At 64.3% G+C, this 13,860-nt stretch carries 13 protein-coding genes; 6 read left to right on the forward strand and 7 right to left on the reverse strand.

Annotated elements, in window-relative coordinates; all coding sequences use genetic code 11:
- Positions 1 to 140: 140 nt before the first annotated feature.
- Entirely contained in the window at positions 141 to 2,444 is a 2,304-nt protein-coding gene (locus AC1RDJ_RS15820) for a TonB-dependent receptor (protein ID WP_493028030.1), read from the reverse strand.
- A gap of 358 nt (positions 2,445 to 2,802) precedes the next feature.
- A complete protein-coding gene (locus AC1RDJ_RS15825) occupies positions 2,803 to 4,062 on the reverse strand; it encodes a PepSY-associated TM helix domain-containing protein (RefSeq protein ID WP_493028031.1) in 1,260 nt (419 codons plus the stop codon).
- A 238-nt stretch (positions 4,063 to 4,300) separates the two neighbouring features.
- On the opposite strand from AC1RDJ_RS15825, the gene AC1RDJ_RS15830 reads away from it, so the two are divergent.
- From AC1RDJ_RS15830 to AC1RDJ_RS15850, 5 genes are all read left to right on the forward strand, one after another.
- Positions 4,301 to 5,131 carry an alpha/beta fold hydrolase gene (locus tag AC1RDJ_RS15830; protein WP_071323796.1) on the forward strand — a complete coding sequence of 277 codons (831 nt, stop codon included), beginning with the start codon at positions 4,301 to 4,303 and terminating at the stop codon, positions 5,129 to 5,131.
- Between the two features lie 11 nt (positions 5,132 to 5,142).
- Positions 5,143 to 6,678 carry a hybrid sensor histidine kinase/response regulator gene (locus AC1RDJ_RS15835; RefSeq protein ID WP_493028032.1) on the forward strand — a complete coding sequence of 512 codons (1,536 nt, stop codon included), beginning with the start codon at positions 5,143 to 5,145 and terminating at the stop codon, positions 6,676 to 6,678.
- A gap of 43 nt (positions 6,679 to 6,721) precedes the next feature.
- Positions 6,722 to 7,243, forward strand: coding sequence for a hypothetical protein (locus tag AC1RDJ_RS15840; protein ID WP_493028033.1), 522 nt, complete (start codon positions 6,722 to 6,724; stop codon positions 7,241 to 7,243).
- Positions 7,244 to 7,263: 20 nt separating this feature from the next.
- Positions 7,264 to 7,668 carry a hypothetical protein gene (locus tag AC1RDJ_RS15845; RefSeq protein ID WP_493028034.1) on the forward strand — a complete coding sequence of 135 codons (405 nt, stop codon included), beginning with the start codon at positions 7,264 to 7,266 and terminating at the stop codon, positions 7,666 to 7,668.
- Between the two features lie 66 nt (positions 7,669 to 7,734).
- Positions 7,735 to 8,433: an aspartate/glutamate racemase family protein gene (locus AC1RDJ_RS15850; protein ID WP_493028036.1), complete on the forward strand. Its 699-nt coding sequence runs from the start codon at positions 7,735 to 7,737 to the stop codon at positions 8,431 to 8,433.
- Positions 8,434 to 8,483: 50 nt separating this feature from the next.
- Here the strand turns inward: AC1RDJ_RS15850 and AC1RDJ_RS15855 are convergent, their stop codons facing one another.
- The 3 genes from AC1RDJ_RS15855 to AC1RDJ_RS15865 form a co-directional block, all read right to left on the reverse strand.
- Positions 8,484 to 9,701 carry an MFS transporter gene (locus AC1RDJ_RS15855; protein WP_083411828.1) on the reverse strand — a complete coding sequence of 406 codons (1,218 nt, stop codon included), beginning with the start codon at positions 9,699 to 9,701 and terminating at the stop codon, positions 8,484 to 8,486.
- Between the two features lie 308 nt (positions 9,702 to 10,009).
- The gene (locus AC1RDJ_RS15860; protein ID WP_071323790.1) at positions 10,010 to 10,438 is read right to left on the reverse strand and encodes an SRPBCC family protein; all 429 of its coding nucleotides are present in this window, start codon (positions 10,436 to 10,438) and stop codon (positions 10,010 to 10,012) included.
- 25 nt (positions 10,439 to 10,463) lie between these two features.
- Positions 10,464 to 11,480 carry an aldo/keto reductase gene (locus AC1RDJ_RS15865; protein ID WP_493028038.1) on the reverse strand — a complete coding sequence of 339 codons (1,017 nt, stop codon included), beginning with the start codon at positions 11,478 to 11,480 and terminating at the stop codon, positions 10,464 to 10,466.
- 102 nt (positions 11,481 to 11,582) lie between these two features.
- Between AC1RDJ_RS15865 and AC1RDJ_RS15870 the strand changes: the two genes are divergently transcribed.
- The gene (locus AC1RDJ_RS15870; protein ID WP_493028039.1) at positions 11,583 to 12,485 is read left to right on the forward strand and encodes a LysR family transcriptional regulator; all 903 of its coding nucleotides are present in this window, start codon (positions 11,583 to 11,585) and stop codon (positions 12,483 to 12,485) included.
- On the opposite strand, the gene AC1RDJ_RS15875 is transcribed toward AC1RDJ_RS15870, so the two are convergent.
- Together AC1RDJ_RS15875 and AC1RDJ_RS15880 are read right to left on the reverse strand one after the other, a co-directional pair.
- Positions 12,482 to 12,955 carry a DUF6328 family protein gene (locus AC1RDJ_RS15875; protein WP_071323787.1) on the reverse strand — a complete coding sequence of 158 codons (474 nt, stop codon included), beginning with the start codon at positions 12,953 to 12,955 and terminating at the stop codon, positions 12,482 to 12,484. The two genes, AC1RDJ_RS15870 and AC1RDJ_RS15875, sit on opposite strands and share 4 nt — an antisense overlap.
- A 73-nt stretch (positions 12,956 to 13,028) precedes the next feature.
- Positions 13,029 to 13,757, reverse strand: coding sequence for a hypothetical protein (locus AC1RDJ_RS15880; RefSeq protein ID WP_493028040.1), 729 nt, complete (start codon positions 13,755 to 13,757; stop codon positions 13,029 to 13,031).
- Positions 13,758 to 13,860: the final 103 nt, after the last annotated feature.

Here is a 13,860-nt window from a genome sequence, read left to right on the forward strand (position 1 = left end):
CGTCCCGGTGCGGGTCGCGATCGCGGGCCCGAGAGGCGCCCAGGGCGGCGTTGCCTGGGCGTGTCGCAGAGTCGCGCTGACTGCGCCCGCACGCCCGTGCGGGCGCAGCACCCCCGCATGTTGCACCGCGTCAAGGCCCGTTACAGCCTGGCGTTCACTCCAAGCTGGAAACCCCGGCCTGGCAAGGGCGCGATGTATTTCAGTGGGGAATTATGCGGCCGGGCATCGGCATCGAGCAGGTTGGTGCCGCTGATAAATACCTCGATGCCGGCAAACGGCGCATTCGGCACCCGGATCTCGCGGCTCACCTGGAAGTTCACCATGGTGTAGCCATCGAGCGGGACTTCCTCGCTGACACTCTTGCCCAGGTACTGCTGCTTGTCGTAGCGGGTGCCGGAAAGCCTGGTTTTCCAGCCCTTGTTTTCCCACAGCACATTGGCGCCGTAGCGGTTGGTGGGCATATTGGGCAGGTAGGCGCCGTCATTGTGCGCGCGCAACTTGTCCGGATTGTCCGCCTTGTTCTTGACCAGGTCGGCAAACACGGAGATGTCCAGCTTGCCGTAGCCGCCAAGCTGCAGCGCCTGGGAAGCGTCGACCTCGAATCCCCTGACCGTCGTATCGGTCTGCTTCCAGTACTTCAAGGGCAGGCGATTCGCCATCTGGGCGCCCGAGTGGCCAAGGTAGAGATAATTCTCGTATTTCATGATGTAGCCGGTTGCGGACAGGTTGAAGCCGCGATGGCCGAACAAGGCGGTGAGCTCGGTATTCCTGGCGCGTTCGGCCTTGAGTTTCTGGTTTCCCTCTTCCTGGGTCATGATCGAATAGTGCCGGTTGCTCGCATACAGCTCATTGACATCGGGCGCCCGTTCCGACGAGGCATAGCGCATCTTCGCACCGAAAAGCGGGCCAAGCTTGGCCGAGGCGCCCAGGCTATAGCTGTTCAGGCTGAACGCCTTGTCCTCGAGTTTGGAGTTGCTCGCATTCCTGGACGTCTTGAATTGGCTCTTGCGTATTTCATGCTCCACTTTTTCATGGCGCAAGCCGGCATCGAAGGTGGCCCAGTCGAGGTCGAGGCTTTCCTTGACGAATAGCGCGCTGCTGACCGTGCTCGTATCGGGCAGGTATAGCTGCGGACCGCTGCCGGTGATCTCCCGGACCCGATGGCTCAGGCCAAGCAAGCCGCTCAACGGGCCGGCGCGCCGCTGCGCAAGCAGCAGTTCGGCCTGATTGGTGTCGAACTGGTAGTCATTCGCCTTGGCAGCGCCGAGACGTTCTCCCGATGCATTGTTCAGGCGCGACACGCGCAGCTGCGCGCTTTCAAGGTACGCGACAGGGTCACGCAGATGGGCTTCCAGCGCATATTTATCCTGCTTGATCACGACGCCGACCGGCAGGCCCTCGGCATAATTCGAGCCGAACGACTGGTTTTCCATGGAAAAGCCCGGGACGCCGTACTTGCTGTCCTTGGTATCGAGGCTGGCGGCCACGTAGCCGCCATCAAAAAAGTAGGTGGTGCCGACGGCAAAATGGGAATTGCTGGCGTAGCTGTTCCCCAGTTTCTTGTGGTAATCGGGGGTCACATCCTTGTTGATCTTGTTCTGCACCGTCATGGGCGTGCCCGGCACGTAAGCGGGGTTGGCGGGATTGACATAGGTCTTGCGCTGCCAGACGGAGGTCGGGTGATTGGTGTAAAAGGAAAAATCACCGTCCGCCCAGTCCGGATTTTCCGTCATGAACTGGTCGATATACGGTTGCGAGGACTTGTTATAGATCTGCTGGATCCGCGCCTCCTTCTGGCAACTGTCGGCCAGGAAGGTATTCACGCCGCCTTTCACCGGGAACAGCTGGCTGTTGCACACGCCTGCCTTGCTGTTGCCCGGAATAGCGTAATGCCCGATCTTCTGGAATGACATCTGCAGATTGGTCGAGAAGTGCTTGCCATCGTTGAAGTTCATGCGCAAGCCCTGGGCATCGGCATCGTTGACGCCCTTGCGCAGAACCAGTTCCAGGTCCTTCTCCTGGTCTTCCATCTTCCTGGACACGATGCCGGAGTCGACGTCGACGCTGCCGCCGATGGCATTGCCGCCGTAACGCACGCTATCCGACGACTTGTTCACGGTGACGCTGCGCACGAAGAGCGGATCGAAAGGGATGTTGATGTCGCCGCTGAGCGCATTCATGCCGAGGATGGACTGGCCGTCCTCCAGGATCTGCACGCGGCTACCGCTCAGGCTGCGAATCACCGGTGCGCCGGCGTTCGGCCCGAACGCGCTGCTTTGTACGCCCGAGACATGTTCGAGCATGCCGCCCAGGGTCCGGTTCTGGGCTTGCTCATTGTCGACGATGACGACGCTGTCGATGGATGATGGCCTGTCTGCCCGCACCTTGATGGTCTGCAGGGTGACGTCGTCCGCCGCATAAGCGATCGGGGCAGTGGACAGCATGGCGGCTGCGAATACGTGATGGCGCATAGGTCTCTCTGAAAAGGGGCGGAAAGCGTTGCTGGCGGCAGAAATAGCAGACGCGTGGCGCTATAAATGCAATTGAGTTGCAATAATAGCTGGCGCCCAATGCTAATGCAAGTTAACTGCGTTTGAGGGTGCTGCGCGGGGAATGGTCAGTTGCCTGGATGACGGACGCACAGCAGCCGGCATGTGCCAGCTACCGTGTAGTAAAGTGCAGAGGTGCGATGGTCTTGTCCGTCGCGGGCGTATGCATGCCGGTGGCAAGCTGTGGCGGCACGGGCTGGCGCGCGGGAGAGGGCCAGCCCGTTTGTGCCCGGATGAAGTTGCTGTTTCAGGCTCAGGCGGGTTTTACGGCCTTCTTCGCCTGCAGCCGGCGCGAGCGCCGCTTGCGTTCCCAGATGACGATGCCCGTCACCGACAGCATCGCCACCATCACGCCCATGAAGGACATCATGATGCGCCCCGGCATGCCGAGGATGCGGCCCGAGTGCAGCGGGAATTGCAGCTGCACGAAGACGTCGGCGGCCGTGCCTTCCCAGGGCTTGTGCTGGCCGATGATGGTGCCGTCCATGCCATCGACGTACAGGTTCGACAGGCCCATGCCGGCCGTGCCGAATTCGTCGGCCGGGTCGAAGAAGGAGACGTTGTAGAACGAATAATTGCCGCCGTAATAAATGCCGCCGATAGGGGCGGTGATGCCGCGCTGCACGGCTTGTTTTTTGGCAATGTCTACCGCCTGCTCGAAGCCGATGGCGGGCTCGATATACGTGCCGTACGGTGCCGGCGTCTGCGTTTCATACGGACCCGGCGTGGTGGTCGAGACGAGCGACATGACGGGGTAAAACACTTCGCGGTACAGGTTCAGCGAGAACGACGTGAATGCGACGACGATGAGGATGATCCACACCCACAGGCCGCCCGCGCGGTGCAGATCGAAGTTGAGCTTGTAGCCGCCGGCCGCCCAGCGCACCACCCACGACGGTTTCCAGCGCTGCCACCAGCCGGCGGCGTCGCGGTGGCGCGGCGCCTCGTCGTGCGCGCGCGGGCGCAAACGGCGCGGCGTGGTCAGGTACAACGCCACCATGCTGTCGAGCAGCCAGATCAGGGCCACGCTGCCCATCAGCCAGTAGCCCCAGCGGTCCGTGCCCCAGAAGGCGGGCACGTGCAGGCTGTAGTGCAGATGGCGCAGGAAGGGCATCAGGCTGCGGCGCGACAGGGAAATGGCGGTCGAGTCGCGCGTGCCCGTGATCTGCGCCGTGACGGGGTCAATGTAGACGGTGTTGTAGTCGAGCACGAACGGTTTGTTGGTGGCCGGATCCGTCAGCGGACGCACCATGAAGGCCGCGGCGTGGCCTTCTTCCAGTCCCAGGGTCATGTAATTGACTTGCGCGCGCGGGTCGGCGGCAGCGACTTTTTGCGCCAGCGCAAACGGCTGCTGCAGGGGGCCACGGCCCGGCGTTTCCATGATGTCCGCGTTGAGCCATTCGTCGAGTTCGTGGTCCCACGAGGTGATGGCGCCCGTCAGTCCGGCAACGATGAGGAAGAGGGCGATGGTCAGGCCGGCCCAGCGGTGTATGACAGTCCAGAAAGCGCGCATGCGGTACAAACCTTCAAAATAAAACCGGCTTGTTGCCGCCAGCGGGCGCCATCGCGGCGCACAGAGTTACACCGGACGCAGGTCCGGTAGTTTGATAATGGGAATCGTTCTCATTATCCGCCTGAGCGCCCCGTTTGTCCAGCAGCGATGCTGCTGGCCTTGCATAAAATGCGCATGCTAAGATACTAGCAAGATGCTAACTTACATTCCACATGGAAATATTCAAGGCTGAACCGGCATGCGCATAGAAGATCGTCACAATGTCCGCGTCAGCGAGGCCACGCAGGCGCCACAAGCGGGCGCGGCAGCCACCATGGTATTCATGCATGGCTTTGGCTGCGACCAGACCATGTGGCGTTACCTGGAACCGCTGTTCCGCCCGCGCTACCGCACCGTGCTGTTCGACCTGCTCGGCAGTGGCGCGTCCGACCTCGGCGCCTATGATTTCGATAGCTATGCCCGGCTCGACGCCCATGGCGCCGATCTGCGCCGGGTCATCCATGCCGTCGGCGGCGGCCCCGTCATTTGCGTCGGCCATTCCGTCAGCGCCATGAGCGCCTTGCTGGCCAGTATCGCCGAACCGCCGCTGTTTGCCGCACAAGTCATGCTGGCGCCATCGCCATGCTACATCGACGATGAGGCGGCCGGCTACCGTGGCGGCTTCAGCCGCGCCGATATCGACGACTTGCTCAATGCCATGGACAGCAATTACCTGGGCTGGTCCGCCGGCATGGCGCCCGCCATCATGGGGGCGCCGGGGCAGCCCGCGCTGGGCGACGACCTGGCGCGCAGCTTTTGCCGCACCGATCCCGCCATCGCCCGGCATTTCGCGCAAGCGACCTTTCTGTCCGACCACCGCGCCGTCTTGCCGCGCAACAGCACGCCGGCCCTGGTCGTGCAATGCAGTGACGACTTCATCGCGCCGCCGTCCGTGGGACATTACCTGCGCGAGATGTTGCCGCTCAGCAGCCTGCAAGTGGTCGAGAATGTGGGCCATTGCCCGCATATGAGTGCGCCTGACGCCAGCTACCGCGCCATCCGCCACTTTCTCGACGGACTGCACCTGTGATGCGCGACGCCATGCCTTCCTTGCCTGACGCCCATACCCTGTTCCAGCATGCCGCCTGCGGCTTGCTGCTGTGCAGCAGCGACGGCACCATCGTGCAGGCGAACGCCACCTTTTGCGGCTGGCTCGGCTATGGCGCAGGGGAATTGATCGGAAAAAAGAAACTGCAGGACTTGCTGACCATCGGCGGACGCGTGTTCCACCAGACGCACTGGCTGCCGCTGATGCAGGTGCAGGGCAGCGTCTCGGAAGTGCTGCTCGACATGCGCCAGCGCCAGGGGCAAGCCATCCCCATGCTGTTCAACGCCGTGCGGCGCGTGCACGACGGCGTGCGCTATGACGAGATCGCCGTCTTTGTCGCCAGTGACCGCCGCAAATACGAGCAGCAACTGCAACTGGCGCGCACCGAGGCTGGCGTGCTCAACGAGCAGCTGGCGGCCGCCGACCGGCGCAAGGACGAGTTTTTGGCGACCCTGGCGCACGAGCTGCGCAACCCGCTGGCGCCGATGCGCAACGTGCTGGAAGTATTGCGGCTGGCGCAGCTGGACGATCCGCAGCTGTGCTGGGCGCGCGACGTGCTGGGGCGCCAGGTGGGCCACATGACGCACCTGGTCGATGACTTGATGGAAGTGTCGCGCATCACGCGCGGCCGCCTGGAATTGCGCCGCGACAGCGTGGAACTGGCGCCCGTGGTGGAGGCGGCGCTGCACAGCGTGGCGGGCCTGGTCGCGCAGTCCGGCCACAGCGTGCACGTGGAGCAATGGCCGCAAGCCATCTGGCTCGACGCCGACGCCACGCGCCTGGGCCAGATGATCGCCAACCTGCTGACCAACGCCGTCAAGTACACGCCGCCGGGCGGCGCGATCTGGCTGGCCGTCAGCTGCACGGCCAGCGAGGTGCGCATCAGCGTGCGCGACGCGGGCATCGGCATTGCGCCCGAGCACCTGGAAACCGTCTTCGACATGTTTTCCCAGCTGGAGCCGGCCCTGTCGCGCGCCCAGGGCGGCCTGGGCATCGGCCTGTCGCTGGTGCGCGGCCTGGCCGAATTGCACGGCGGCAGTGTCAGCGCGCACAGCGACGGCGTGGGGCAGGGCAGCACGTTCGAGTTGCGCCTGCCGCTGCCCGCCGTGCCGCTGGCGCCGCCGCCCCCTGTCGACCGGCGCCTGCTGGCCGGCACGCGCGAAGGCAAGGTACTCGTCATCGACGACAGCGCCGACGCCGCCGAAAGCCTGGCGCTGGCGCTCGACATCCTCGGCTACGCAGTGCAGACGGCTTACGACGGCGCGGCCGGCATGGCGGCCGCGCAAACGTTTCTGCCGCAAGTCATCCTGCTCGACATCGGCCTGCCGCACATGAATGGCTACGAGGTGGCGCGCCTGCTGCGCTCCCAGCCGTGCGGTCGAGATGCCATCCTCGTCGCCGTGACAGGCTGGGGCCAGGACAAGGACCGCAAGATGGCCTCCGACGCGGGGTTTGACTTGCACCTGACCAAGCCCGTGGACTTCTATGAGCTCGATGCGGTGTTGCAAAAGATGCTGAATCTCGCGTAAGGCCGGACTCGGCATGGCCGTCACTGCACTCGAATGAAAAAACATGGAACAACTGACAGAACTTGAAATTGCCGCTTTCCAGCTCAGCATGGGCTTTGCCCAGGCTGACCGCTGCGTGGACTGGGCCGTGGAGCGTCTGGGCCTGGACCAGGAAGGCGAGGACCTGGAAATCGTGCTGCTGGCCAGCGCAAGGGGGGCCGACGAAGTGCTGCCGCTGGCGGAGGTGATCATCGAGCGCTACCGGGGCGCCGGGCGGCTGAACGCGCAATTTCTGGCGGGTAAATACATCGCCGAACTGCGCGCCGCCTACCTGGCGGGCCGGGAAAGCGTGCAGTCGCTCGATGCCATATTGACCCGCTTGTATCCGGCGCTGGGCTATCCCGACTGGCTGGTCATGCTGAGCCGCAATTGCGAGTATGCGACGGACGTACAGAACTTCGAGCAGCCGTTCGAGGAGGAGTTTCACTATATCGCCAGCCTGTGGGCGCAGGCGGAGAGCCTGGCCGCCTTTGCACGCGCATATCGCCGCGAGACGTCGGACCGGCATGACGCAACCGGCACGTGATCGTGCCGCATGACTGCAACATGAAAAAAATCGATATCTTTGTCTGTTCCCACGCCGGGATGCGCGCATGTGCCAGCTGGGAGGACGCCTGCGATTCTTTTCCCGTCACCGGCATCACCTTGCCCGGCGAACTCGATTTTGCGTCGCTGGGGCAATTGCTGACCCGCTCGGCGGCACCTGCCATCCGGCAGGTGCCTATCCCGGGACGCGAACTTTACGTGTTCAACGCCGCGATTGCGCTGGCGTTCGAGCGGATGACGGCCGACAACCTGGCCGATATCGCCGTGGCATGGGCGCAGACCGCGCCGTGGGCCGGCCTGGAGGTCAATCCCGTCGACCTGGCCGGATTCCTGCTGGAATTGCAATCGAAATGGCAGCAGTGCGCCACGCCGGACAAGGCCTTGTTCCTGTGGCTGGACGCTTGATGGGCAGCGCATGACCGGCGCTGGCCGCCGTATAATTTTCGCAACTCATCTCGCAGGGGAAACAAGGTGCAAGACAAGACGATAGGGCTCATCGGCGGCATCGGCTGGGCCTCGACACTGGAATACTACCGGCTCATCAATGAAATGCTGGTGGCGCGCATCGGGCCCGCGCACAGCGCCCGCATCCTGCTGGTCAGTATCGACCAGGCCGATTTCGTCGCGCATGCGGCGCAAGCGGACTCCCACGCCATCGAGCAATTCCTGATTGGCGAAGGACGGCGCCTGCAAGGCATGGGCGCGGATTTCTTCCTGCTGTGCGCGAATGGCGCACACCGCTTTGCGCCGGCCATCGTGCCGCGGATCGGCTTGCCGTTCATCAGCATCGTCGAGGAAACGGCGAAAACGGTGCGACTGTCGGGCCTGCGCACGGTGGGCTTGCTGGGTGTCAAGCAGACGATGGCAGGCAGTTTCTATCACCAGGCGCTGGAGCAGCTGGGCATCGCCACGGTGACGCCCGATGCGGCCGACCAGGACATCCTCCACGACATTATCTACACGGAACTGGTGCAGAATATCTTTACCGACGCCAGCCGGAAAATCTTCCTGGACGTCATCGAGAAATTGCGGCTGCAGGGCGCGCAGGGCGTGATACTGGGATGCACGGAGATACCGCTGCTGATCCGGCAGGGCGATGTGGATGTGCCGCTATTTAATACGACGGCCATTCATTGCGAGGCGGCGGTGGCGTTTGCCCTGGCCACCTAGCCGCAGGCAAATGTGCGGCAGCCTGATCAGGCCGCCGCCCGCTTAACTCATCAGGCCGGCTGTACGCCGCCCAGGTTGCGGCTGCGATTTTCCACCAGCACGGAAATGCCGAGCACGACGATGCCGCCGCAGGCCAGCATGGCGCCGACCCAGCCGGTCGAGCGCAAGCCCATGCCCATGGCGATGGCGATGCCGCCGGCCCAGGCGCCCAGTGCGTTGGCGATGTTGAAGGCGGAATGGTTGAGGGCGGCGGCCACGGTTTGCGCGTCGCCGGCCACGTCCATCAAGCGCGTCTGCACGGCCGGGGCGACGGCGATGCCGGCGCCGATGGCGAACAGGTTGATCGCCGTCAACCACACATTGCTGCTGGTATAGGTGAAGGCGGCCAGCGCGGCCACGTTCCACAGCAGCACGCCGAAGATAGTCCACAGGCGCGAGCGGTCGGCCAGCCAGCCGCCGATCAGATTACCCACCGTCATGCCGATACCGATGATGGCCAGCAAGATGGAAATGACGAGGGGCGAGACTTTCGTGATTTCCAGCAAGGTTGGCGTGATGAAGGTGTAGACGGCGAACATGCCGCCGAAGCCGATCGCCACCATCAGCAGGGTCAGCCACACTTGCAGGCGGCGGAACACGCCCAGTTCGCGGCGCGGGCTCGAGTCGCCGGCGGCGACCATGGGCACGAAGATGCGCACCATCAGCATGGTCAGCAGGCCCAGCGCGGCGACCAGCAAAAAGGCCGAGCGCCAGCCCAGGGTCTGGCCGATGTAGGTGGCCAGCGGCACGCCGAAGATATTTGCCACGGTCAAGCCCATCAGGACGCGCGCGACGGCCTGGCCCCGCTTGTCCGGTTCGGCCAGCGCGGCCGCCACCAGCGCCGCCACGCCGAAATAGGCGCCGTGCGGGATGCCGGCAACGAAACGGGCAACGACCAGCAAGCCGTAGTTGGGCGCGATGGCGCTAAGCAAGTTGCCGCCAGCGAACATCAGCATCAGACAGATCAGCATCAGCCGGCGCGGCATGCGCGCCAGGAAGATCGTGATCAGGGGCGCGCCGATGACCACGCCCAGCGCATAGGCGCTGATCATGTGGCTCATCTGCGGCAAGGTGGTGCCCAGGTCGTCGGCCACCACGGGCAGGATGCTCATGGAGGCGAATTCGCCCGTGCCGATGGCGAGGCCGCCGATGGCCAGGGCCAGGTCGGCGTAACCAGCGCCAAAAGGCGCGGTGACGCGCGGAATCAGGGGATCTACGGATGCGTGCATGTTCTTATTGGTAGGGTAACGGTGGAACCGGGTGAAGTAGCGTGCTGTGGCTCAGCCGCAGGGATGGCAATGCGCCACCGGATGCGAAGTGAAGAAAGGCAAGGAGCAGGAAACCGCCCGGCATTTCGGGCTGGAATAGCTGCCCACAGACAATATTGTAAAAGATTCGGGCAAGTTCTGCCGGCGGCCGGCCAAAATATGCTGCACTGCACACGCTATCGCTTGTCCTTGTTGTTAACGATAACACGGAAAACGCCGGATTCCGCCACAGAGGCGGTGAAGAAAGTCGCTCTGTGGCGGAATTGCCGCTAGTTGCCGGATGACTTGCGCAACGATTGCTGCAGCGCTTCCAGGCCGGCCGCATAAATGCCGTGGAACAGCTCCGTCACTTCCTGCTCGCTCACGCCGACGGGCGTAAAGCGGCCCGACCAGGTGACCCTGGCGCCATCGCCGCCGGCAAGTGCTTCCACTTGCAAGGTCGATAAGTAATCGCTGGCGGGAAACGGCGCCTGCAGGATGGAATAGCTGTAGCTGCGCGCCGCATTGTCGTACGCTTCCAGCTGCTCGACGATGACGTCGCCGGCCGGGTTGGCCAGGTGGCGGATGCGGCCACCCTCACTGAGGGTGCTGCTGGGAATGTAGGGCAGCCAGTCGGGCAGCGAATTGAAGCCGCCTATCAGTTGCCATACTTGCGCCGGCGTGGCGGCAATGTCGATCGAGGTGGTGGTATGTGCCATGCTGAGTTCCTTGTGTCTATATTAATTAGATGGCGTCGCCTGGCAGCGGGGCGAAGGCCGACACCAGCTGTTCGGCGCGCATGTCCTGCCAGAAGGCGGCGGGGATGACGCTGGTCAATGCCGCCAGGTCTTCGGCCAGGCGTTCCGGGCGGCTGGCGCCGGGGATCACGGCGGCCACGGCCGGGTTGGCCAGCGAGAATTGCAGGGCGGCCGCCTTCACGCTGACGCCATGGCGCGCGGCGATGGCCTTGATACGTTCCACTTTGGCGATGATCGCGGGCGAGGCCTTCTGGTATTCGAAATGCGCGCCGCCGGCCAGGATGCCCGAACTGTAGGGGCCGCCGACGACGATGTCGACGTTTTGCGCTGCCGCGGCCGGCATCAGACGCTGCAGCGCCCGTTCATGGTCGAGCAGGGTGTAGCGCCCGGCCAGCAGGAAGGCGTCGGGCTGTGCTTCGGCCAGGCCCAGGGTCAGTTCCAGCGGTTCCACCTTGTTCACGCCCACGCCCCAGGCCTTGATCACGCCTTCTTCGCGCAAGCGGGTCAGCGCGCGGAAGGCGCCCGTGCGGGCAATCTCGAACTGCGCCAGCCAGTTGTCGCCGTGGAAATCCTGCGCGATGTCGTGCACCCAGACGATGTCGAGGCGATCCGTGTCCAGGCGCTTCAAGCTGTCTTCGATCGAGCGCAGGGTGGCGTCGGCCGAGTAATCGTCGACGATCTTGTTCTTGCGGCCGAATTCGAACAAGCCGCCTTTTTCGCCCAGTTCGCGGGCAGCCGGGTCTTCCAGTTCGTCGAGGATGAGGCGGCCGACCTTGGTGCTCAAGACATAATCGTCGCGGCGGCGCTGTTTCAGGGCCGCGCTCAGGCGCAGTTCGGCCAGGCCGGCGCCGTAGAACGGGGCCGTGTCGAAGTAGCGGATGCCGCTGTCCCAGGCCGCGTCGACGGTGGCCAGCGCCTCGGCTTCAGGAATGTTGCGGAACATATTGCCCAGCGGCGCCGTGCCGAAACCCAGTTTGCCTGTCAGTAAGTGTTTGATTGTCATGGTGTTTTCTTTCAATGTGTGGAGGAGTAGAGACAGAATAGCTGGACAAGTTAAGCCTGTCCAAGACATAATTGGCGTAACTTGAGTCCTATAAGGTCTGATATGCTTGATATACGCCAGTTGCAATACTTCATCGCCGTCGCCGAGGAAGAACACGTGGGGCGCGCCGCCGAGCGCCTGCATATTTCCCAATCCCCGCTGAGCCGGCAGATCGCCCAGCTCGAAGACAAGCTGGGCCTGACCCTGTTCGAGCGCAGCGCCCAGCGCATCCGTTTGACGCGCGACGGCCACACCTTCCTGGCCGAAGCGCGCGCCTTCATTACCCATGGCAACCGCCTGGAAGCGCTGGCGAAGCGGCTGGGGCGCGGCGATGAAGGGGGCCTGTGCATCGGCTATATCGAGAACGCCATGCATGCGGGCGTCTTGCCGGACGGCCTGCGCGCCTTGCGCGCCACGCGGCCGCAAGTGCACATCTCCCTGTACAACCTGCATTCGGCCGAGCAGATCGAAGGCTTGCGCCAGCGCAGCCTCGACATCGCCCTGCTGTGCGAACCGCCGCTGCCGAACGACCCCGACCTCGATTGCGCGCAGGTGCTGAGCGACCCCATGCTGCTGGCCTTGCCGGAGACGCATCCGCTGGCGGCCAAGGCCGAGCTGAGCCCCGCCGACCTGGCGGGCCAGGAATGGATTGCCGTGCTGCACAAGGAAAGCGCGTTGAAACACGATAATTTCGTCGCCGCCTGCGCGCGCGCCGGCTTCACGCCCGATATCCGCCTGGAAGCGACGGAACCGCTGACGGCGCTGGGGCTGGTGGCGGCCGGGCTGGGCATGGCCATGATCCAGCACAGCCTGCGCCAGCACGCGCCGGCCGGCGTCGTCGTGCGCGCCTTGCCATGGTTCAGCTATCGCACGCCGCTGTGGCTGGCCTGGCACAAGGTCAACCTGCGCCCGCTGGTGGGAATTTTCCGCGCAACCTTGCTGGAACAGGCGGGCGTAGCCGCCTAGATTTTCCTGGCGTGCTTCAAATGCAGGGGCAGCCACCACCACATGCAGAGGATGAGTGAACCCATCAGCGCGCAGGCGACGATGCCGGCGATGTGGCCGAAGACTTCCGAGATCACCAGGTTCGTGCCCAGGATAAACGCCAGCGCCAGCGACAACGCCCCGGCCATCATGATGCGGTCGGCCACGCGCTTGAAGCGTTCGCGGTCTTGCAGCGGGCGCATCACGCGGTGCTGGATGGCTGGCGCGCTGAGCAGCACCAGGCTGGTCATGGAAAGGAAAAACGTCAGCAGGAAGACGATCTTTTCCGCCTGCACGATCTTGGCGAAGCCGCCATTGAATGGCAGGATGATGAGGAAGGCCGTCAGCATCTGCGCACCGGGCAGGAGGATGCGCAATTCGCTGAGCAGATCGGACAAATCGCCTGCGTCGCCTGACTGGCCGTCCTCGTCCTGGTGTTGCGCGTGTGGCATGGGGCTGTCCTCGTGGTGGTGATGCGGCCAGTCTACGCGCTGGCGCCAGCCCTGACTGTGGCCAAGCGCACCTTCAGAAGCATTGCGCGATGCGTGCGGGCGCGCGTCTGGCGTATTCGCGCAAGCGCCACAGGGGCGTCGAAACGATGGCGCCGGGGCTGTGCGTGGCGTCGTGGCCGCAGTGGCCGCACGTATGGCGGCGGTGCGGCGCCAGCGCGAAATCGCCCAGGTCCAGGTGCGGGTGGCCGCAGCGGGCGCAGTCGCTGCAGCCGAGCGGCACGCCGGCTTGCAGCGCGGCGGCGAAGGCGTGCGCGGCCGGCGGCGTGATGTTCAGCTGCACGATGTCGGGGTGAAACAGGCCGGGCAGGGTGCGGCAATCGATGGCCAGGGCCGGCACGTCGCGGCTGAACAGGGCGCCGCCGGCATCGGCGCGGGCGCGCAGCTGCAGCAGGCCTGTCGCAGCCTGGCGCACGGTGATGGCGTGAAACTGGCTGGTGTCGAACAGTTCCGGATACAGCACATAGCCCATGGGGCTGGCGTGCTGGCGGCAGCGCAGCTGCCGCGTCGCCTGCAAGCCGTCGACGTCTGCCCGCGTGCCCCAGTAGCATTGATGGGTGCGGCACCAGTGGCGCGCCGCGCCGTTGCGAAACTTGCCGGCGGGTTGCACATCGCACAGGACGATGGCGTCCAGGCCCGCGCCGGCGCGGAAGTGGCCCGTGATGTGCTGTGTCGTCATGGCGAGATGGCCCGTGCTCGCCTGCAATGGCCAGCAGATGCCGGGCAGCGTCAATGGGGTCGCCAAGCGCGCCTCCGCGTGGCTATCGGCTTGCCAGCCGCTGGCGCGCCAAAATGAAAAAGCCCGCCGACGGAGGCGGGCTGTGCTGACGGGTATGCCTCGGGCATGT

The sequence above is a fragment of the Janthinobacterium sp. GW822-FHT07H10 genome (genome assembly GCF_058798675.1).